We start from the raw sequence: 16,448 nt of genomic DNA, 5'->3' as shown, positions 1-16,448 counted from the left end.
ACCCTAGAGGCCCGATCAGAGCGGAGTTCGTCATCCATGGCCGTCAACAGCCGCCTTCCCGGCTTCTACAAGCTTTCGCCCGCAGAGCGGCTCAGTGCAGCCACCGAGGCCTCGGGGTTGGCAGTCGGCGACCTGTCCAGCCTGGCTGCGCCGGCGCCGGACATCCTGGCCATTGCCGACCGGATGATCGAGAACGTCGTCGGGACCCTGTCGATCCCGGTGGGGATCGCCGCAAACTTCACCATCGACGGGAAGGATTACCTCGTTCCGATGGCGACCGAGGAACCATCCGTGGTGGCTGCGGCCAGCAACATGGCTTCGGTGGCCCGCCTGCACGGGGGCTTCCGCACGTCGGCCGATCTTCCCATCATGGTCTCGCAGGTTCAGGTCGTCGGCGTGGCGGACCCGCGGGCGGCGCGCCTGCGCCTCTACGAGGCGGAGGCCGAACTGCTGGCGCTCGCCAACGAGCAGGACCCGCTGCTGGTGAAGCTCGGGGGCGGCGCGCGCGGGATCGAGGTGCGCATCGTCGAGGCCAGCGGCGCGACCTTCGTGGTGCTCCACCTCCTCGTGGACGTGCGTGACGCGATGGGAGCGAACGCGGTCAACACGATGGCCGAGGCCCTCGCACCGCGAGTGGCCGAGATCGCTGGCGGACGGGTTCGCTTGCGCATCCTGACGAACAAGGCGGACCGCCGCCTTGCCCGCGTCCGTGCCGTCTTCGACCGGGATGCGCTGGGTGGCGCCGACGTCGTCGGCGGCATCGTCGACGCCTACCGGTTCGCGGCGGCGGACTCCTACCGCGCGGCGACCCACAACAAGGGGATCATGAACGGCATTACCGCGGTTGTGCTGGCGACGGGCAACGACACCCGCGCGGTCGAGGCCGGTGCTCATTGCCATGCCGCCGCGAGCGGGCGCTACACCTCGCTGTCGCACTTCGAAATCGGCGATGACGGTCACCTCGTCGGCACCCTCGAGGTCCCGATGGCGGTGGGGCTCGTCGGCGGCGCGACAAAGACCCACCCCGCGGCCCGTGCCGCGGTCAAGCTGCTGGGCGTCACGTCCGCACAGGAGCTCGCGAAGGTCGTCGTCGCGGTGGGGCTCGCCCAGAATGTGGGTGCCCTTCGCGCGCTGGCGGCCGAGGGAATCCAGAAGGGGCACATGTCGCTGCACGCCCGCAACGTCGCAGCCGCAGCCGGCGCCATCGGCGAGGAGATCGAGGCGGTGGTGGCACGGCTTAAGACCGGAGGGCATGTCCGCTTCGACAGGGCGGAAGCCATTCTCGCCGAACTCAGGGCGGGCCGGTCCTAGTCGTCCGGGGCGAGGGCCCGCGGAGGAGAGTGCGAACGAGCGGAGGTGTCGGCGCCTTCGTGTCGGGACGGGTCCTGCGGGTCGACGGCGGAGCCAAGGCCAGGCCGGCGCGACCGCGGGGCCATGCGGCGCCGGCCGGCAAGAGCGATGCGGGCGGCGACAGAACAGTCCCTAGGACGCGGCGCGGATCGCCTTGCGCAGCACCGAGAAGATGCGGGCGTTCGAACATTGCGCCACGTTGAAGCGCAGGTGGCTCCGTGCCGTCTGCGACAGGCTGAAGGCGTTGCCGGGCGCCAGGACCACGTCGTCGGCGAGAGCGCGGCGCGCGACCTCGGCCGCATCCATGTCCCCCGGCAACCGGCACCACAGGAACATGCCGGCCTGGGGCTGGAGCCATGGCGTGAGCCCGAGGTCGCGGAGCTTCTCGGTCGTCTCGGCGCGTGCGCGGGCCAGCCGGGCGCGGAGCGCGCCGACATGGCGCCGGTAGCTGCCGTCGGTCAGGACCGCCAGCACCATCTCCGCCGCGAGCCCGGCGCCACCGAAGCTGGTGGCGATCTTCAGGTCGGTGAGGCCCTGGACCCAGTACGGCCGGGCGACGAGGAAGCCGCAGCGCAAGCCGGCGGACAGGGTCTTCGAGAAGCTGCCGCAATAGACCACCCGGTGGAGGCCGTCGAAGGCGGCGAGCCGCGGCGTCGTCTCGGTCTCGAAATCGGCGAAGATGTCGTCTTCGACGATGGTCAGGTCGGCGCGCTCGGCGAGCTTCAGCAGGCGGTGGGCGACGATGGGGGAGAGGGTCGCTCCGGTCGGGTTGTGCACCCCCGCATTGGTCACGTAGAGGCGCGGGCGGTGCCGGGCGAGAGCCTGTTCGAAGAGGTCCAGGTCCGGCCCCTGGGCAGTGTAGGGCACCGAGACCACCTTGGCGCGATGGGCCCGCAGCAGGGCGTGGAAATTGAAGTAACAGGGGTCGTCGACCAGCACCGTGTCGCCGGGCTCGACGAGGAAGCGGCAGGCCAGATCCAGCGCCTGCGTGCCGGACTCGGTGAGGACGACCTGGTCGGCGGAGGCCTCCACCCCCTGCCCCGCCATCCGGCGGACGAGAAACTGCCGGAGGGCCGGCAAACCTTGCGGCGTGCCGTAGTCGGTGAGACCCACCGCATCCCCGCGCGCCAGCATGCGCAGGGCACGACGCAGGCTGTCCTGCGGCATCCACGAGGCGGGAAGCCAGCCGCATCCGGGCATCAGCAGCTCGGTGTTCCGGCCGAGCGACTGCCGCGTGATCCAGAGCGGATCGACCTCCTGGTCCAGTTTCGGACCGAGGTCGGCGAGCGACAGCGGCGCCAGCGGCGCGTCGACATAGAAGCCGGAGCCGGGACGGGAGACGATGAGCCCCTCCGCGGACAATCGCTCGTAGGCCTCGACGACGGTGGACTTCGACACCCTCATCGCGGCCGCGAAGGCGCGGATGGAGGGCAGGCGGGTGCCGGGCGTCAAGGCCCGCTGCGCCAGGCGGTCCTTGACCTCGCGGATGACGCGATCGGTGAGGGTTTCTGCGGAGCCGGCGGCCTGGCGCATATCCGTACTGCTCCCTGATACCAGACAGTTTCTCCGGATTGTACCCAAGCGTGCCTTGCCCGGCCAGCGCGGGGCTGCCACCTGTGCCGCCCCTCGAGGAATTGCCATGGACAAGACGACGGACGGCTGGATCAGCGGGCTGCTGGGCGTGATCATCTTCAGCGGCTCACTGCCGGCGACGCGCGTGGCCGTGGCCGCGTTCGAGCCCATCTTCCTGACGGGCATGCGGGCGACCATCGCCGGGGTGCTGGCCGCGGCCTTGATCGCGTTGTTCCGGGTGTCTCTGCCGCGCGCGGCGGACCTGCTGCCGCTGGCCGTGGTCTCGCTCGGCGTGGTGATGGGCTTTCCGTTGCTGACCGCCCTCGCCTTGCAGCATATCGGCGCGGCCCATTCCATCGTCTTCATCGGCATGCTGCCGCTCGCCACCGCCGCCTTCGGCGTGGTGCGCGCCGGCGAGCGGCCTCGGCCCCTCTTCTGGCTGTTCTCCGGCCTAGGCAGCGCCCTGGTGGCGGGTTTCGCCCTGACGCGCAGCGGCGGATCGACCCTCGCCGGCGACGGGCTGATGCTCGCCGCCGTGCTGGTCTGCGGCCTCGGCTATGCGGAGGGGGCCAAGCTGTCGCGCCGCCTCGGCGGCTGGCAGGTCATCTCGTGGGCGCTGGTGCTCTCGCTGCCGGTCATGGGGGCGCTGGCAGCCTGGGCCTGGCCGCCCTCCTTCGCCGCCGTGACGACGGCCGAATGGGTCAGCCTCGCCTATGTTTCGCTGTTCAGCATGCTCATCGGGTTCGTGTTCTGGTATCGCGGGCTCGCTCTCGGAGGCATCGGCGCCGTCGGACAGTTGCAGCTCCTGCAGCCGTTCTTCGGCCTGACCCTGGCGGCGACCCTGCTGGGTGAGCCCGTCAGCGCGGCTATGATCGCGGTGACCGTGGCCGTGGTCGCCTGCGTCGCGGGGGCCAAGCGCTACGCGGGCTGACGGGCGCCCCTTGCCGCCGCGGCGGTTGACAGGACCTGCCACCGATCCTTAGCTGGCGGCGTCACGGTCCCCCGACTCGCAAGATCGGGGGCTAAGAGGGAAGCCGGTGCGAGACCGGCGCTGCCCCCGCAACTGTCAGCGGCGAGCCTTCTCCCATTCATGTCACTGGACCCGTCGGGGTCCGGGAAGACGGGAGCCGGCGCCGACCCGCGAGCCAGGAGACCTGCCGCGACCAGATAGACGACCTCGGGCGGGGTGCTCCGGCGGTGCGTGTGACAGCGGTCCGCCGCTGTTCATCCGTTCGCACGGCCCCGCTCCAACAGGAACCCGGCCGATGCAAAACGACGCCAACTCTCCGCCGCAGCGCCCTCCCCCGGCATGGTCGCGCGCCCTTCCCGCGGCGCCGCGCCCGCCAGGGACCGAGGCCGGCTTGCATCGTCCGGTTATGTAATATTATAACGTTCCATATCTCGACTCCGGAGCCCCACGCTTCCGGCGACATTGCCGGGCGCCCGCGTGGCGGCCCGAGGGGACCATGATGATCGCATATCCAGCCGGAGCCCGCCGCGCGGCACCCCTCGTCGCCGCCCTGGCGCTCATGCCTTCCATCGCCACGGGGCAGGAGGCTCCCGCGACCGTGCTCGACGATATCGTCGTCACCTCGACGGGCCGGCCCGAACCGCGCAGCCAGATCACCGGCACGGTCCAGGTCATCGAGGGAGAGCGACTGGCGCGCAGCCAGGCCCAGTCGGTGACGGAGCTCCTCGCCGAGAACGCCGTTGGCTTCTTCTCCGAATGGACCCCGGGCCAGACCTCGATCAACATCCGCGGCGGCGCCTCGGACGGCCAGGGCAAGGACTTCCGCAGCCAGGTGCTGGTGCTGATCAACGGCCGGCGCGCCGGCACCGCCAACATCTCCAAACTGTCGCCGGCCGACGTCGCGCGGATTGAAATCGTCCGCGGTCCGGCCTCGGTCATCTACGGGTCCGGCGCCATGGGCGGCGTCATCAACATCATCCTACGCAACGGCCGCAACACGGAGGGTTCCGCCGTGGAGATCCAGGGCGGCTCATGGGGGCTGCTGCAGGGGCGGGGCCACACGGCAGGGCGCTTCGGCGAAAGCGACTATTATCTCGGGCTCGCGGGCGGCCGGCGCGACAGCTATTCGTCGGGATCCGGCGGCGGCCTCATGGCGAACACCCAATGGCAGCGGCTGGGAGCCACCGGCGCCTTCGGCCACCAGATCGACGACCTCAACCGGGTCGACGTGACCATCCGCAGCGACGGCATCTACGATGCCGGATTCCGCGGCTCCTCGTGGAGCACCTTCAACCGCGACCAGCGCACCAACGCCTCCTTCGACGTCGTCTATTCCGGCCGGACGGCGACGGATTTCGCGCGCTGGACCTCCCACAGCTATCTGGTCGAGGACCAGGACATCTTCCGCTGGGCCTCGCGCAGCGGCGGTACGCGGCTCGACATCAACCGGCGCCACCTGAGCATCATGGGCACGAAGTTCGAGCCGATCGTCCACCTCTTCCCCGGCAACGAACTGCTGCTGGGCCTCAACCTGGAGCGCAGCTGGCTGCGCTCGGCACGCTACCGCGAGGCGATCAATCCGCCCTACACCATGGCCCAGGTGGCTCCCCAGGACGCCAACCAGACCGACTCGCTGATGGCCTTCTACGCCGAGAACAGCCAACGCCTGTTCGATGACCGGGTGGTGCTCCGTGCCGGCGTGCGGCATACCCGCGGCTCGACCAGTTTCGACGCGACGCCGAACCTCGCCAACCAGCAGACGGGGTCGCGGCCCTATTCCGCGACGACCTACACGGTGGGCGGCACCTACCGGGCGACGCAGAACCTCAGCTTCCGCACCGGCCTCGCCACCGGCTTCCGCGCTCCCACCGCGACGGAGCTCGCCGGCGACTACACGGTGCTCGCGGGTGGCCAGATCTTCGGCAATCCGAACCTGAGGCCGGAGACCAGCCGCCAGTACGAGGTCGGCGCCACCTTCTCCTGGAACGGCCTCAACATCGACGCCGCGCTGTTCCAGAACACGATCTCGCACCGGATCATCTCACAGCGCCGGACGGGTCCGCTGAACATTTCCGACTACGTCAACAATGCCGGCGACATCGTCATCCGCGGTGTCGAGGTTCAAGCCAGCCTCGACGTGCTGCGCGCCGTCGCGGCCCGGCCGAACGGCTGGCACTGGTCACTGTTCGCCAATGGCGGCTACAATTTCGACATGCGCGACTTCGGCGCCGCCTCGACAGCCAATTCTCGGCAGGTGCAGCGGGTCTACAAGTACCAGGCGTCCATCGGCACGCGATTCGGCCAGCGGGCGGGCGTCGCCATTCCCTGGACTTTCTCCGTCACCGGCATCATGCGCGGTCCGATCTGGTACGACACCGAGGAGAGCCTGACCGTTCCCGCCGGGGAACCGTCCAGCAGCTACATCCACCAGAAGCCGGCCTTCTGGGTCTGGAACGCCCGGCTGGAAGGGGAACTGCGCAAGGGCCTGACCGCCTATGTGGCGATGAACAACATCTTCAACGTCAATCAGCACGCCCTGTTCATCGCCCTCCACCAGCAACCCTTCATCGGCAACACCTCGGCCGCCAATACCAACGGCATCGGCAACTTCGGCAACTCCATGCCGGGCCGGGAGATCGTCGTCGGCCTGAAGGCGGCGTTCTGACGTGATCCGCAGCCGCCGACGGATCCTCCAGGGCCTGGGCGCGGCCGCCGCGGTGCTGGCCGGCCCCGGCGCGCGGGCCTCTTCGCTGGTGCTGACGGATTCGCTCGGCCGCCGGGTGGCTCTGCCCGCGCCGCCACGGCGGATCGTGCCCATCTTCGCCTCCAACACGGAGCTGGTCGCCGCCGCGGGTGCCGCCGACCGGATCGTCGGGGTAGAGGCCTTTACACGCTTTCCCCCGGAGGTCGCGCACCTGCCGCTGGTGGGCGGGCGCCTCGGTTTCTCGGTCGACCGGGTGGCGCGGCTGGCGCCCGATCTCGTCGTCGTCACGCCGGCGCGCCAGGCCGTCCATCAGCTCGTCGACCCGCTGGAACGGCTCGGCATCCCCGTCATGGTGCTGACCCATCCGACGGTCGCGGCCGTGCTGGCGAACCTACGCCTTGTCGCCCGCGCCTGCGGCCTCGAGGAGCGGGGCGAGGCCGCGGCGCGCCGGCTGGAGGCGCGGCTGGGGGCGGTCGCCGGCGCCGACCGGACGGGGCCCGCTCCGCGGGCGCTGATGGTGACCGGCCGGGTTTCGAGCGGCCTGTTGCTGATCGCCAGGCCCGGAACCTACACCGCCGATGCGGTGCGGCTCGCCGGGGCGGTGCCCGCCCTCGGTCCCCAGGTGCTGGCGCAGGTCTCGCCGGAAGCGATCCTGCGCGCCGACCCCGACATCCTGCTCTTCGCGGGAACGGAGGCCGCGCGCGACGAGGTCTTTGCATCCCCCGCCTGGTCGGCCCTCCGGGCGCGGCGCGAAGGGCGGATCGTCACCGTCAGCCGCTCCACCTTCCTCATTCCGGGCCCGCGCGTGGTCGATGGCATCGAGGCCCTCGCCACCGTCCTCGACCGCCATCGCCGTGAGACCCGCTCATGAGCCCGACCGGACAGGACACCCGCAGGGCCGCGACGCCCTGGCTCGCCCTCGGCGGCCTGCTCGCCGCCGCCCTCGCCATCGGCCTCGCCGCCGGTCACGACTGGGCGACCCCGTGGCGGGTTCTGGTCGCGCTCTCGGGCGACGGCACTCTGGAGAGCCGCCTCATCCTCGACTGGCGGCTGCCGCGGGTCCTCGCCGCCGCCGCCATCGGGGCGCTGCTCGGCCTCGGCGGCTGCCTGTTCCAGGGGCTGTTCCGCAACCCGCTGGCCGAGCCCTATCTGCTGGGCTCGGCGGGCGGCGCGGCGGTCGGCGCCACAGTGGCGCTGCTCGTGCCGCTCGCCGTGCCGCAGGCGCTCGGGCTGCCGGTCCTCGCCTTCCTCGGCGCCTGGGGGGCGACCGTCCTCGTCCTCGCCATCGGCCGCGCCTCCGGCATGACCGACACGGCCGGGCTGCTGCTCGCCGGCGTCGCCGTCGCGGCCATGCTGGGGTCGCTCCGGTCCTTCCTGATGCTGGCCCTGTCCGACGAGACGGTGAGCCTGCAGGTGGTCCTCGGCTGGGTGCTCGGCGGCATCCAGACGCCGGCGCCCGCCGCTCTCGCCGGCCTCCTCGTCCTGACCGGCGGCTGCCTCCTCCTCGCGCTGCGGGCAGCACCGGGCCTCGACCTCCTCGGCCTCGGCGAGGAGACGGCGCGGGGCTTCGGTCTCGACGTCGACCGCTTCGTGTCGCGCACCGTGCTCACGGGCTCGGCCATCGTCGCGGTCGCGGTCGCCTTCGGCGGGCTCGTCGCCTTCGTCGGCCTCGCCGCTCCCCATCTCGGCCGCAGGCTGGTAGGGCCGCTCCACGGCCCCCTCCTCGCCGCCTCCGCCCTGATCGGCGCCGTCATCGTGGTGCTCGCCGATGCCCTCGCCCGATCCGCCCTGCCGCCGGCGGAGATCCCGCTCGGGCTCGTCACCGCGGCGGCCGGCGGGCCGTTCTTCCTCATGCTCCTCGCGCGGCGGTGGCGGACATGATCCGGATCGACATCGCCGACCTTACCATCCACCGCGGCGGACGGGCCGTCGTCGCGGGGGTGACGCTCGCCCTCCCCTCGCCCGGGCTCGTCGGGATCATCGGCCCGAACGGTGCCGGCAAGTCGACCCTGGCGCGCGCCATGGCGGGACAGCCGGGTGCGCGGACGGGCCGGGTCCTGGTCGACGGGACCGACGTCGCCACCATCGCGCCCGCCCGGCTGGCGGAGCGGATCGGCTACCTGCCCCAGACCTTCCAGCCGCACTGGGACATCACGGCCCGCATGCTGATCGCCCTGGGCGCACGCCGCGCCGCCGGCGTGCCTCCCGGCGCGGTGGAGGCGGCCATCGGCGCCGCGGGGCTCACTGGCAAGGCCGACCGCCCCTGGCCCAGCCTGTCGGGAGGGGAGCGGGCACAGGCCCTGCTTGCCGCCGTGACCGTCACCGATCCGCCCTGCCTGATCGCCGACGAGCCCGGCGCCAGCCTCGACATCCGCCACCGCATCGCCCTGATGCGGGACCTGAGGCGGCGCGGCCGCACGCGCCTCGTGGTGACCGTGCTGCACGACCTGGAACTCGCCACCGCCTTCTGCGACCGCCTCGTGCTGATGGAGGGCGGCGGCGTGGTGGCGGAGGGAACGCCGGCGGAGGTCGTCGCCTCCGGTCGCCTGGGCGAGGTCTTCGGCACCGTCTTCGAGACCGCCGTCCATGGCGGGCTCACCGTCGCCCGGCCCGCGATCGGAGAGTTCCTGTGCGGATAGATCTCGCCGGATGGACCCGCGAGGCCACTGAGATGGACCACCGCGCCTTCCTCGCCCTGTTCGAGGAGGCGGACCGGCTCGGTTTCGACGGCGTCTGGTTCAGCGAGTTCCACTTCCACCGGCCGCGGATCGCCTATCCCTCGCCCCACCTGCTGGCGGCGGCGATCTTCGCCCGCACCGAGCGGCTGAGGGTCGGCACCTCCATCCTCGTCCTGCCGCTGCACCATCCGCTGCTGCTGGCCGAGGAGATCTGCCAGCTCGACCATCAGAGCGGCGGGCGCATCGACGTCGGCATCGGCCGCGGCACGGCGCCCGAGACCTTCGCCACCGTCGGAATTCCCCTTCAGGCGGCCCGCGAGCGTTTCGAGGCGGGTTTCGCTCTTCTCCGCCAGGCCCTCGCCACCGGCTCGGCCGCCTCGCACGAGGGGCCCTGGAGCTTCGGCGAGACGCCGGTCGGTCCCCGGCCGGTGCAGCACCCGCACCCGCCGATCCACGTGGCGGGATCGACGCCGGAGACCCTCGGCTTCGCCGTCGCCAACGCGCTGCCGCTGCTGTTCAGCCTCGAGCCGCCGGAGGGCCGGCAACTCGCGGTGCTGCGGGATCTGGCGCCCGAGGAGACGCTCCGCCCACTGCTCGCCCGCAGCTCGCTCTCCCGCTATGTGGTGATCGGCCCGAACCGCGACGCGGCGGCCGGCCTGCTCGACCCGCTGCTGGCGGGCCTGGAAGAGCGGCGCCGCCATTTCGCCCGGCAGCAGGGGCGCAGTCCGGTGACCGTGGACAGGGAGACCCTGCTCGCCGAGCGCTTCCTCTGGGGCAGCCCGGAGGACTGCACGACGGCGATCCGGAGCCTCGCCGCGCGTACCGGGATCGGCGCGCTGCGCTGCGTCTTCAACGGCAACGGCTGCCTCGGGCCCGATGCAACCCTGGCGGCCATGCGCCTCTTCGCGCGCGAGGTCCTTCCCGCTCTCAAGTCCCCACCGGGCTCATGACGCCGCCAGGGCATGCGGGCCCTGGAACAAATGCCTCCCGGGCACGGCGGCGAGCAGCTCGCGCGTATAGGGGTGGGCGGGATCGCCGAAGACCGTCCGCGTCGCCCCCTCTTCCACCACCTCGCCGCGCTTCATCACCACGATGCGATCGGCGATCTCGGCTGCGACGCGCAGGTCGTGGGTGATGAAGAGGATGGCGAGGTTGAGGTCCTCGCGCAGTTCGGCGAGCAGGCGCAGGATGGTCGCCTGCACCGACACGTCGAGGGCGGAGACCGCCTCGTCCGCCACCAGCACCTGCGGCTTCAGCGCCAGGGCCCGGGCGATGCAGATGCGCTGGCGCTGGCCGCCGGAGAACTCGTGCGGATAACGGTCCGCCGCGCCCTCCTTCAGACCGACGCGCTGGAGCAGGCGGCGGGCCTCGGCCATCGCGTCCTCGCGCGGAGTGCCGAAGGCCATGGGCCCGCGGGCGATGGCGTCGCCGACGCGCTGGCGCGGATCGAGGGCGGCGAAAGGATCCTGGAAGACGATCTGCAGCCGACGCCGCATCTGCCGCAGCGGCTCGCCACGCAGCGTCAGCAGATCCTCGCCGCGGAAGTCGACGGTGCCGGCATCGGGCTCGACGAGGCGCATGATCATCCGGCCGAGGGTCGATTTGCCCGAGCCGGACTCGCCGACCACCGCCACGGTCTCCCGCGCCGCCAGCGACAGCGCGACGTTCCGGACGGCGGCGACGACCCGCGGGGGGCGGAAGAGGCTCTGGCGGGTGGAGAAGGTCTTGGTGAGGCCGCGGGCGGCGAGCACGGGGACGCGGCCGATCTCGCGCACGCGCGCGTCGGGCGGGCGGCTGCCCGGCACCGCGGCGATGAGGCTGCGCGTGTACTCGTGCGACGGGCGACGCAGCACCTCGTCGACCGGTCCCTGTTCGACGATCCGCCCGTCGCGCATGACGACCACGCGGTCGGCCATGTCGGCGACGACGCCGAAGTCATGGGTGATCAGCAGCACGCCCATGCCACGCGAGGCCTGGAGGTCGCGGATGAGGGTGAGGATCTGCTTCTGGGTGGTGACGTCGAGCGCCGTCGTCGGCTCGTCGGCGAGCAGCAGCGCGGGATTGTTGGCCATGGCCATGGCGATCATGACGCGCTGGCGCTGGCCGCCCGAGAGCTGGAAGGGGAAGCTGCGGACGATGGTCGCGGGGTCGGGCAGCCCCACCGAGGTGACGAGCTCGATGACCCGGACGGCGACAGCCTCGCGGGCCGGAACCGGGCGGGCATGGGTCACGATGGCCTCGGCGATCTGCTCGCCGATGCGGGCGAGCGGGTTCAGCGCCGACATGGGCTCCTGGAAGATCATCGAGATCTCGCCGCCGCGCAGCGCCCGCATGGACGGCTCGTCGAGCCCGGCGATGTCGCGCCCCTTGAAGCGCAGCGAGCCGGCCGAAATGCCCACCCGGTCCGGCAGCAGCGACAGGATGGCGTGGGCGGTCATCGACTTGCCCGATCCCGACTCGCCGACGAGGCAGACGATCTCGTTCGCCCCGACGGTGAAGGAGACGTCTTCCACGGCATGGGCGCGGTCGGCGCCGCCGGGGAGGGCGATGGAGAGGTTCTCGACCGCGAGCAACGGATCGCCGGCCATCAATGCCTCCCTGCGCGGGCATTGCGCGGATTGAGCGTGTCGTTCAGCCCCTCCCCCACCAGGTTGATGGCGAGGACGGTGAGCAGGATGGCGATGCCCGGGAAGACGCTCATCCACCAGGCCTGGCGGATCACCGTGCGCGCCGCGCCGACCATGAAGCCCCAGGACATGAGGTTGGGATCACCCAGGCCCATGAAGGACAGGGCGCTTTCGATGAGGATGGCGCTGGCGATGGTGAGCGAGCCGGTGACGATGATCGGCGAGACCGCATTGGGCAGGATATGGCCGAGCACCACCTGGAGCGGCCGCTCGCCCTGGCAGGTGGCGGCCTGGACGTATTCGCGCCCGCGCAGGCGCAGGAACTCGGCCCGCGTCAGCCGCGCCAGCGGCGGCCAACTGACGGTGGCGATGGCGATGATGACGTTGACGATGGAGGGGCCCAGTGTCGCCACCATGAGGATGGCGAGAATGAAGCCCGGGATCGTCTGGAACAGCTCGGTGACGCGCATCAGGAGGTCGTCGATGCCGCCGCCCCAGTAGCCGGCCATGGCGCCGACGAGGACGCCGACGCAGACCGCGGCCAGCGTCGAGGCGACGCCGATGGTGAGCGACACCCGCGTGCCGTGGACGATGCCGGCGGCGACGTCCCGCCCCAGCGTGTCCGTGCCGAGCAGAAATCCTTCCGAGAAGGGCGGGGCGAAGGGCCGCCCGATCATCTCCCAGGGGTCCTCCGGGTAGAGCCAGGGGGCGAGCACGGCGAGAGTGACGACCGCGATGAGGATGACGAGGCCCAGCATGCCGCTGGGATGGCGCGAAAAGGCCTTGAGGGTGTCCATGGTGCGCTCCTCAGCCCTGAGCCTGCGTGGTCACGCGCGGATCGATGAAGCGATAGAGGACGTCGGTCGCGAGGTTGAACAGGATGACGATCACCGACATGACGAGGAACAGTCCGAGGAGGACGGGATAGTCGCGCTGCAGGACGGCCTCGTAGGTGAGCCGTCCGAGGCCGGGCCAGGCGAAGACTGTCTCCACCACCACGGCGCCGCCGACGAGGGCGCCGGCCTGCATGCCGGCGACGGTGACGACGGGCAGGATGGCGTTGCGCAGGATGTGGCGGGCGATGATGCGGCCCTGGGCTAGGCCCTTGGCCCGCGCGGTCTTGATGTAGTCCTGCTGCGCAACCTCCATGACCGAGGAGCGCATCAGCCGCGTGTAGATGGCCAGATAGACGGCGGCGAGCGAGATCGCCGGCAGGATGAGGTGGTGACCGATGTCGAGGGCGCGGCCGAGGGGGCCCATCTCGACGCCGATCGTCTGGTAGCCGAAGGCCGGCACCCAGCCCAGTTGCACGGAGAAGACCAGCACCATCATCAGACCGAGCCAGAAGACCGGCATGGCGTAGAGAATGAGCGAGACGACGGTGAGCAGCGTGTCGGACCAGCGCCCGGCACGCAGCGCCGCCAGGGTGCCGAGCAGGATGCCGGATGCCAGCGCCAGCAGAAAGGCCGTGCCGGTGAGGATGAGCGTCGCCGGCAGGCGCTCGCCGATGAGCGTCGTCACCGGCTGGCGTTGGCGGTAGGACTGGCCGAGGTCGAGGGTGACGACCCGCTTCAGATGCGTCGCGAGCTGGACGATGAAGGGGCGGTTGAGGCCATATTCCTCGCGGATCTGGGCGAGCATCTTCTCGTCCGCCGCGCCTGTCTGGCCGGCCATGACCTGGGCGGGGTCGCCGGGGGCGGCCCTGACCAGCAGGAAGGACATGGTGGCGATCACCAGGACCACGGCGACGAACTTCGCCGTCCATCCCAGAATGCCGAGGGCCACCGCGACGACGCGGTGGCCCTGCCGGCCGGAGGCGATATCCGTCATCCGAACGACACCGTTCCGAAGGTCTCGTGGACGCCGATGCCGGTGGTGATGACGTTCTTCAGCTTCTTGTCGTAGAAGTTGGGGAAGTCCTGCTCGAGGATCCAGGCGACGGGCACGTCCTCGCAGAGGATCTTCTGGGCCTGCGAATAGAGCTCCTGGCGCTTGGCGTCGGTGGTGGCGACCGCCGCCTCGTCGAAGAGTTTGTCCACCGCGGGGTTCGAATAGCCGCACATGTTGGTGAAGAGCACGCCCTTGCGGATGTTCGAGGTGGCGTAGCTGCGGGTAACGCCGAGCGCCGGATCGCCGAACTGATAGAGCAGGTTCGCGGTCATCTCGTATTCCCAGTTGGAGACCTTCTGGCCCCAACCGGCGATGTCACCGCCCTGGAGAACCACCTCGATGCCGATGCGGCCGAGGGCCTGGCGCACGAATTCGCCGAGGCGCTGCCAGCTCTCGCCATAGGGCGGGACGAGGAAGGTGATGGTGGCGCGCTTGCCGCCGGCGCCGGCCTTCAGGCCCATGTCGTCGAGCAGCTTGCGCGCCTTGTCGAGGGAGTAATCGTAGGTCTTGACGTCCTTCTCGTAGAAGCGGGTCTTCGAGGACACCGGACCGGTCGCCTCCTTGCCGAGGCCGAAATAGATGCGGTCCTTGATCGCCTTCTTGTCGAGGGCGTGGGCCACCGCCTGGCGGAACCGCTTGTCGTTCATCGGAGCGACGCGGTTGTTCATATCGATCCACAGATGCGGCGCGAAGAACTCGTAGCCCTTGGTGGTCATTTCGAGGTTCGGGAGCTTTGCCAGCCGCGGCACGTCGAAGAACTCGACATCGGTCCACTGGGTGAGCTGAACGGTGCCCTTCTCCAGCGCGACCGAGCGCGAGGCCGCATCCGGGATGACGCGGTAGAAGATTTCGTCGAGGTGCGGCTCGCCCTGGCGGTAATAGCCCTCGTGGCGGACGAGATGGATGTGCGAACCGCGCACCCATTCCTTCAGCTTGAAGGGGCCGGTGCCGATGGCCTGGGCATTGGCCGGATTCTGCCGGAAGTCGGTGTTCTCGTAGACATGCTTCGGCAGGATCGGCGCCGTCGTGCAGTCGAAGGAATTGATGAAGGGCGCGAAGGGCTCCTTCAGCGTGAAGACCACGGTCAGCGGGTCGGGCGCCTCCGCCTTCTCGATGCGCAGGAAGGTACCGCGGGCGCGGGCGTGGGTCTCGGTCAGCACCTTGGTGCAGGAGAAGATCACGTCCTCGGCGGTGCAGGGCTTGCCGTCGTGGAAGATGATGTTGGGGAAGAGCTTGAACGTGTAGACCTTGCCGTCCGGCGAGATGGTCCAGGACTGGGCGAGGCCCGGCATCGGCTTCAGGTCGATGCCGTAGCGCAGCAGGCTCTCGTAGATCTTGCCCCCGATGGTGAGCGTCGGCTGCTGCTGATTGATGGCGGTGACCAGCATCGGCGGTTCCGGCTGGATGATGGTGTTGAGCGTGCCGCCGCGGGTCTGGCCGACCGCGCGCGTGACGCCCCAGGCGATGTCGGTCGCTCCAGCGACGCCGGCCGCCGACAAGAGCTTTGCAAATTCGCGCCTGTTCATCACGAACCCCCTTGATCATGCCGTCCGCATGGTGCGGACTTCCGGGGTAGGATGTTCCGGCGCGCTCCGCCCGAGCGCTGGCGTCGAAGGGCCGACAAGTGTCGTGAACGGGCCTTCCTCCGGACGAGGAGGGACCTCTTGGCCCGATCTGTGCTTCAGCGCCTGCAGGCGTGAGCGGCTGGTGGGCGGACCGGTCCTGTTCTGCTACAGACCATGCAACATGCATCCCCTGGCTCGAAACGGATAGCGCCCATGGCCGAGGCCGCCAGACCCTATGTTCCCCACGACCTGCGGGCACCGCGTCGCGACCTCAGGCCCGTGCCGATCTCCTGCTTCACCGGTCACAAGGCGAGCGGCATCCGGGCCAAGGCGCTGCAGGACGTGCAGAGGCCGGCGGCGGCCATGGCGGCGGAATTCGCCGACGGCGAGGTAGGCACCCGCCATTGCCACCGGCGGGCGCAGTTCCTGTTCGGACTGACCGGCATCATGACCGTGATCACCGATGGCGGCAGCTGGGCGGTGGCGCCGCAGCAGGCCCTGTGGATCCCCCCTGGCGTGATGCACCAGACGCGCTGCTGGGGCGCGGTGAGCCTGCGCACGCTCTATATCGAGCCCGATGCCGCGGCCGGCCTGCCGCTCACCTGCCAACTCATGGAGGTGTCGCCGCTGCTGCGCGAACTCGTCAACGAGGCCGTGACGCTGCCGGTCGAGTACGACGTCGACGGTCGCGACGGCCAGATCATCAACCTCATCCTCGTCGAGATCGGCCGCACACCCGTCCTCGCCCGATCGGCGCCCATGCCGCGCGACCGCAGGCTCGCCCGCATCTGCGAGGCGCTGCTGCGCAATCCCGGCGACAACCAGGGCATCGACCATTGGGCGCGCTATGGCGGCCTCGGGCGGCGGACGCTGACGCGGCTGTTCCGGCAGGAGACGGACATGAGCTTCGCGCAATGGCGCCAGCAGATCAGGCTGATGGAGGCGCTGTCGCGGCTGACCGCCGGAGAGGCCGTGACCCACGTGGCGCTCGATCTCGGCTATGACAGCCCCAGCGCCTTCAGCGCCATGTTCCGCCGCACCATGGGCCTGTCGCCGCGCGACTACCTGCGCTGGGGCGAGCCCGGCGGCGGG

General features: G+C 70.5%; 13 protein-coding genes and 1 riboswitch (1 of these 14 only partly in view). Of the genes, 8 read left to right on the top strand and 5 right to left on the bottom strand.

Features of this window, described 5'->3' with window-relative positions:
- Positions 1-36 precede the first annotated feature (36 nt).
- On the top strand, positions 37-1,311 hold the full coding sequence (locus C6569_RS04305) for a hydroxymethylglutaryl-CoA reductase, degradative (RefSeq protein WP_106747674.1): 1,275 nt from the start codon (positions 37-39) through the stop codon (positions 1,309-1,311).
- A gap of 171 nt (positions 1,312-1,482) precedes the next feature.
- Here C6569_RS04305 and C6569_RS04300 read toward each other — a convergent pair whose 3' ends face one another.
- Positions 1,483-2,883: an aminotransferase-like domain-containing protein gene (locus C6569_RS04300; protein ID WP_106747673.1), complete on the bottom strand. Its 1,401-nt coding sequence runs from the start codon at positions 2,881-2,883 to the stop codon at positions 1,483-1,485.
- Positions 2,884-2,989: 106 nt separating this feature from the next.
- On the opposite strand from C6569_RS04300, the gene C6569_RS04295 reads away from it, so the two are divergent.
- The 6 genes from C6569_RS04295 (at position 2,990) to C6569_RS04270 (ending at position 10,224) form a co-directional block, all read left to right on the top strand.
- Positions 2,990-3,853: a DMT family transporter gene (locus tag C6569_RS04295; protein ID WP_106747672.1), complete on the top strand. Its 864-nt coding sequence runs from the start codon at positions 2,990-2,992 to the stop codon at positions 3,851-3,853.
- Between the two features lie 47 nt (positions 3,854-3,900).
- Positions 3,901-4,098: riboswitch (cobalamin riboswitch) on the top strand.
- A gap of 290 nt (positions 4,099-4,388) precedes the next feature.
- On the top strand, positions 4,389-6,557 hold the full coding sequence (locus tag C6569_RS04290; RefSeq protein WP_245898228.1) for a TonB-dependent receptor: 2,169 nt from the start codon (positions 4,389-4,391) through the stop codon (positions 6,555-6,557).
- A 1-nt stretch (position 6,558) separates the two neighbouring features.
- The gene (locus C6569_RS04285) at positions 6,559-7,467 is read left to right on the top strand and encodes an ABC transporter substrate-binding protein (protein WP_106747671.1); all 909 of its coding nucleotides are present in this window, start codon (positions 6,559-6,561) and stop codon (positions 7,465-7,467) included.
- Positions 7,464-8,477 (top strand): FecCD family ABC transporter permease, encoded by a 1,014-nt coding sequence (locus C6569_RS04280; RefSeq protein ID WP_106747670.1) that lies wholly within the window; start codon positions 7,464-7,466, stop codon positions 8,475-8,477. The genes C6569_RS04285 and C6569_RS04280 overlap by 4 nt, the downstream gene beginning before the upstream one ends.
- On the top strand, positions 8,474-9,235 hold the full coding sequence (locus C6569_RS04275) for an ABC transporter ATP-binding protein (protein WP_106747669.1): 762 nt from the start codon (positions 8,474-8,476) through the stop codon (positions 9,233-9,235). Before C6569_RS04280 ends, C6569_RS04275 begins: the two co-directional genes overlap by 4 nt.
- A 32-nt stretch (positions 9,236-9,267) precedes the next feature.
- Positions 9,268-10,224 carry an LLM class flavin-dependent oxidoreductase gene (locus C6569_RS04270; RefSeq protein ID WP_215905788.1) on the top strand — a complete coding sequence of 319 codons (957 nt, stop codon included), beginning with the start codon at positions 9,268-9,270 and terminating at the stop codon, positions 10,222-10,224.
- Here the strand turns inward: C6569_RS04270 and C6569_RS04265 are convergent.
- From C6569_RS04265 to C6569_RS04250, 4 genes are read right to left on the bottom strand one after another with little or no spacing between them, the layout of a single operon-like run.
- A complete protein-coding gene (locus C6569_RS04265; protein WP_106747667.1) occupies positions 10,219-11,862 on the bottom strand; it encodes an ABC transporter ATP-binding protein in 1,644 nt (547 codons plus the stop codon). The genes C6569_RS04270 and C6569_RS04265 overlap by 6 nt on opposite strands.
- A complete protein-coding gene (locus C6569_RS04260) occupies positions 11,862-12,698 on the bottom strand; it encodes an ABC transporter permease (RefSeq protein WP_106747666.1) in 837 nt (278 codons plus the stop codon). The genes C6569_RS04265 and C6569_RS04260 overlap by 1 nt, the downstream gene beginning before the upstream one ends.
- A 10-nt stretch (positions 12,699-12,708) precedes the next feature.
- Positions 12,709-13,731 (bottom strand): ABC transporter permease, encoded by a 1,023-nt coding sequence (locus tag C6569_RS04255; RefSeq protein ID WP_106747665.1) that lies wholly within the window; start codon positions 13,729-13,731, stop codon positions 12,709-12,711.
- Positions 13,728-15,317, bottom strand: coding sequence for an ABC transporter substrate-binding protein (locus C6569_RS04250; protein ID WP_106747664.1), 1,590 nt, complete (start codon positions 15,315-15,317; stop codon positions 13,728-13,730). Before C6569_RS04250 ends, C6569_RS04255 begins: the two co-directional genes overlap by 4 nt.
- A gap of 252 nt (positions 15,318-15,569) precedes the next feature.
- On the opposite strand from C6569_RS04250, the gene C6569_RS04245 reads away from it, so the two are divergent.
- Positions 15,570-16,448, top strand: partial view of an AraC family transcriptional regulator gene (locus C6569_RS04245; protein WP_106747663.1) — the 5' portion only. 15 nt of this gene lie beyond the right edge of the window; only the first 879 of its 894 coding nucleotides appear in the window; the start codon lies at positions 15,570-15,572; the stop codon falls past the right edge of the window.

It is taken from the genome of Phreatobacter cathodiphilus, from assembly GCF_003008515.1.
Lineage (GTDB): Bacteria > Pseudomonadota > Alphaproteobacteria > Rhizobiales > Phreatobacteraceae > Phreatobacter > Phreatobacter cathodiphilus.
The sequence above is the reverse complement of the archived record's forward strand: the minus strand, read 5'-3'. Positions and strand labels throughout refer to the sequence as shown.

Excerpts from the sequence above, each read along its gene's own strand:
- C6569_RS04255 (WP_106747665.1), bottom strand. The coding sequence starts at position 13,731 with ATGACGGATATCGCCTCCGGCCGGCAGGGCCACCGCGTCGTCGCGGTG.
- C6569_RS04280 (WP_106747670.1), top strand. The coding sequence starts at position 7,464 with ATGAGCCCGACCGGACAGGACACCCGCAGGGCCGCGACGCCCTGGCTC.
- C6569_RS04250 (WP_106747664.1), bottom strand. The coding sequence starts at position 15,317 with ATGAACAGGCGCGAATTTGCAAAGCTCTTGTCGGCGGCCGGCGTCGCT.
- C6569_RS04305 (WP_106747674.1), top strand. The coding sequence starts at position 37 with ATGGCCGTCAACAGCCGCCTTCCCGGCTTCTACAAGCTTTCGCCCGCA.
- C6569_RS04300 (WP_106747673.1), bottom strand. The coding sequence starts at position 2,883 with ATGCGCCAGGCCGCCGGCTCCGCAGAAACCCTCACCGATCGCGTCATC.
- C6569_RS04270 (WP_215905788.1), top strand. The coding sequence starts at position 9,268 with ATGGACCACCGCGCCTTCCTCGCCCTGTTCGAGGAGGCGGACCGGCTC.
- C6569_RS04260 (WP_106747666.1), bottom strand. The coding sequence starts at position 12,698 with ATGGACACCCTCAAGGCCTTTTCGCGCCATCCCAGCGGCATGCTGGGC.
- C6569_RS04290 (WP_245898228.1), top strand. The coding sequence starts at position 4,389 with ATGATGATCGCATATCCAGCCGGAGCCCGCCGCGCGGCACCCCTCGTC.
- C6569_RS04275 (WP_106747669.1), top strand. The coding sequence starts at position 8,474 with ATGATCCGGATCGACATCGCCGACCTTACCATCCACCGCGGCGGACGG.
- C6569_RS04265 (WP_106747667.1), bottom strand. The coding sequence starts at position 11,862 with ATGGCCGGCGATCCGTTGCTCGCGGTCGAGAACCTCTCCATCGCCCTC.
- C6569_RS04295 (WP_106747672.1), top strand. The coding sequence starts at position 2,990 with ATGGACAAGACGACGGACGGCTGGATCAGCGGGCTGCTGGGCGTGATC.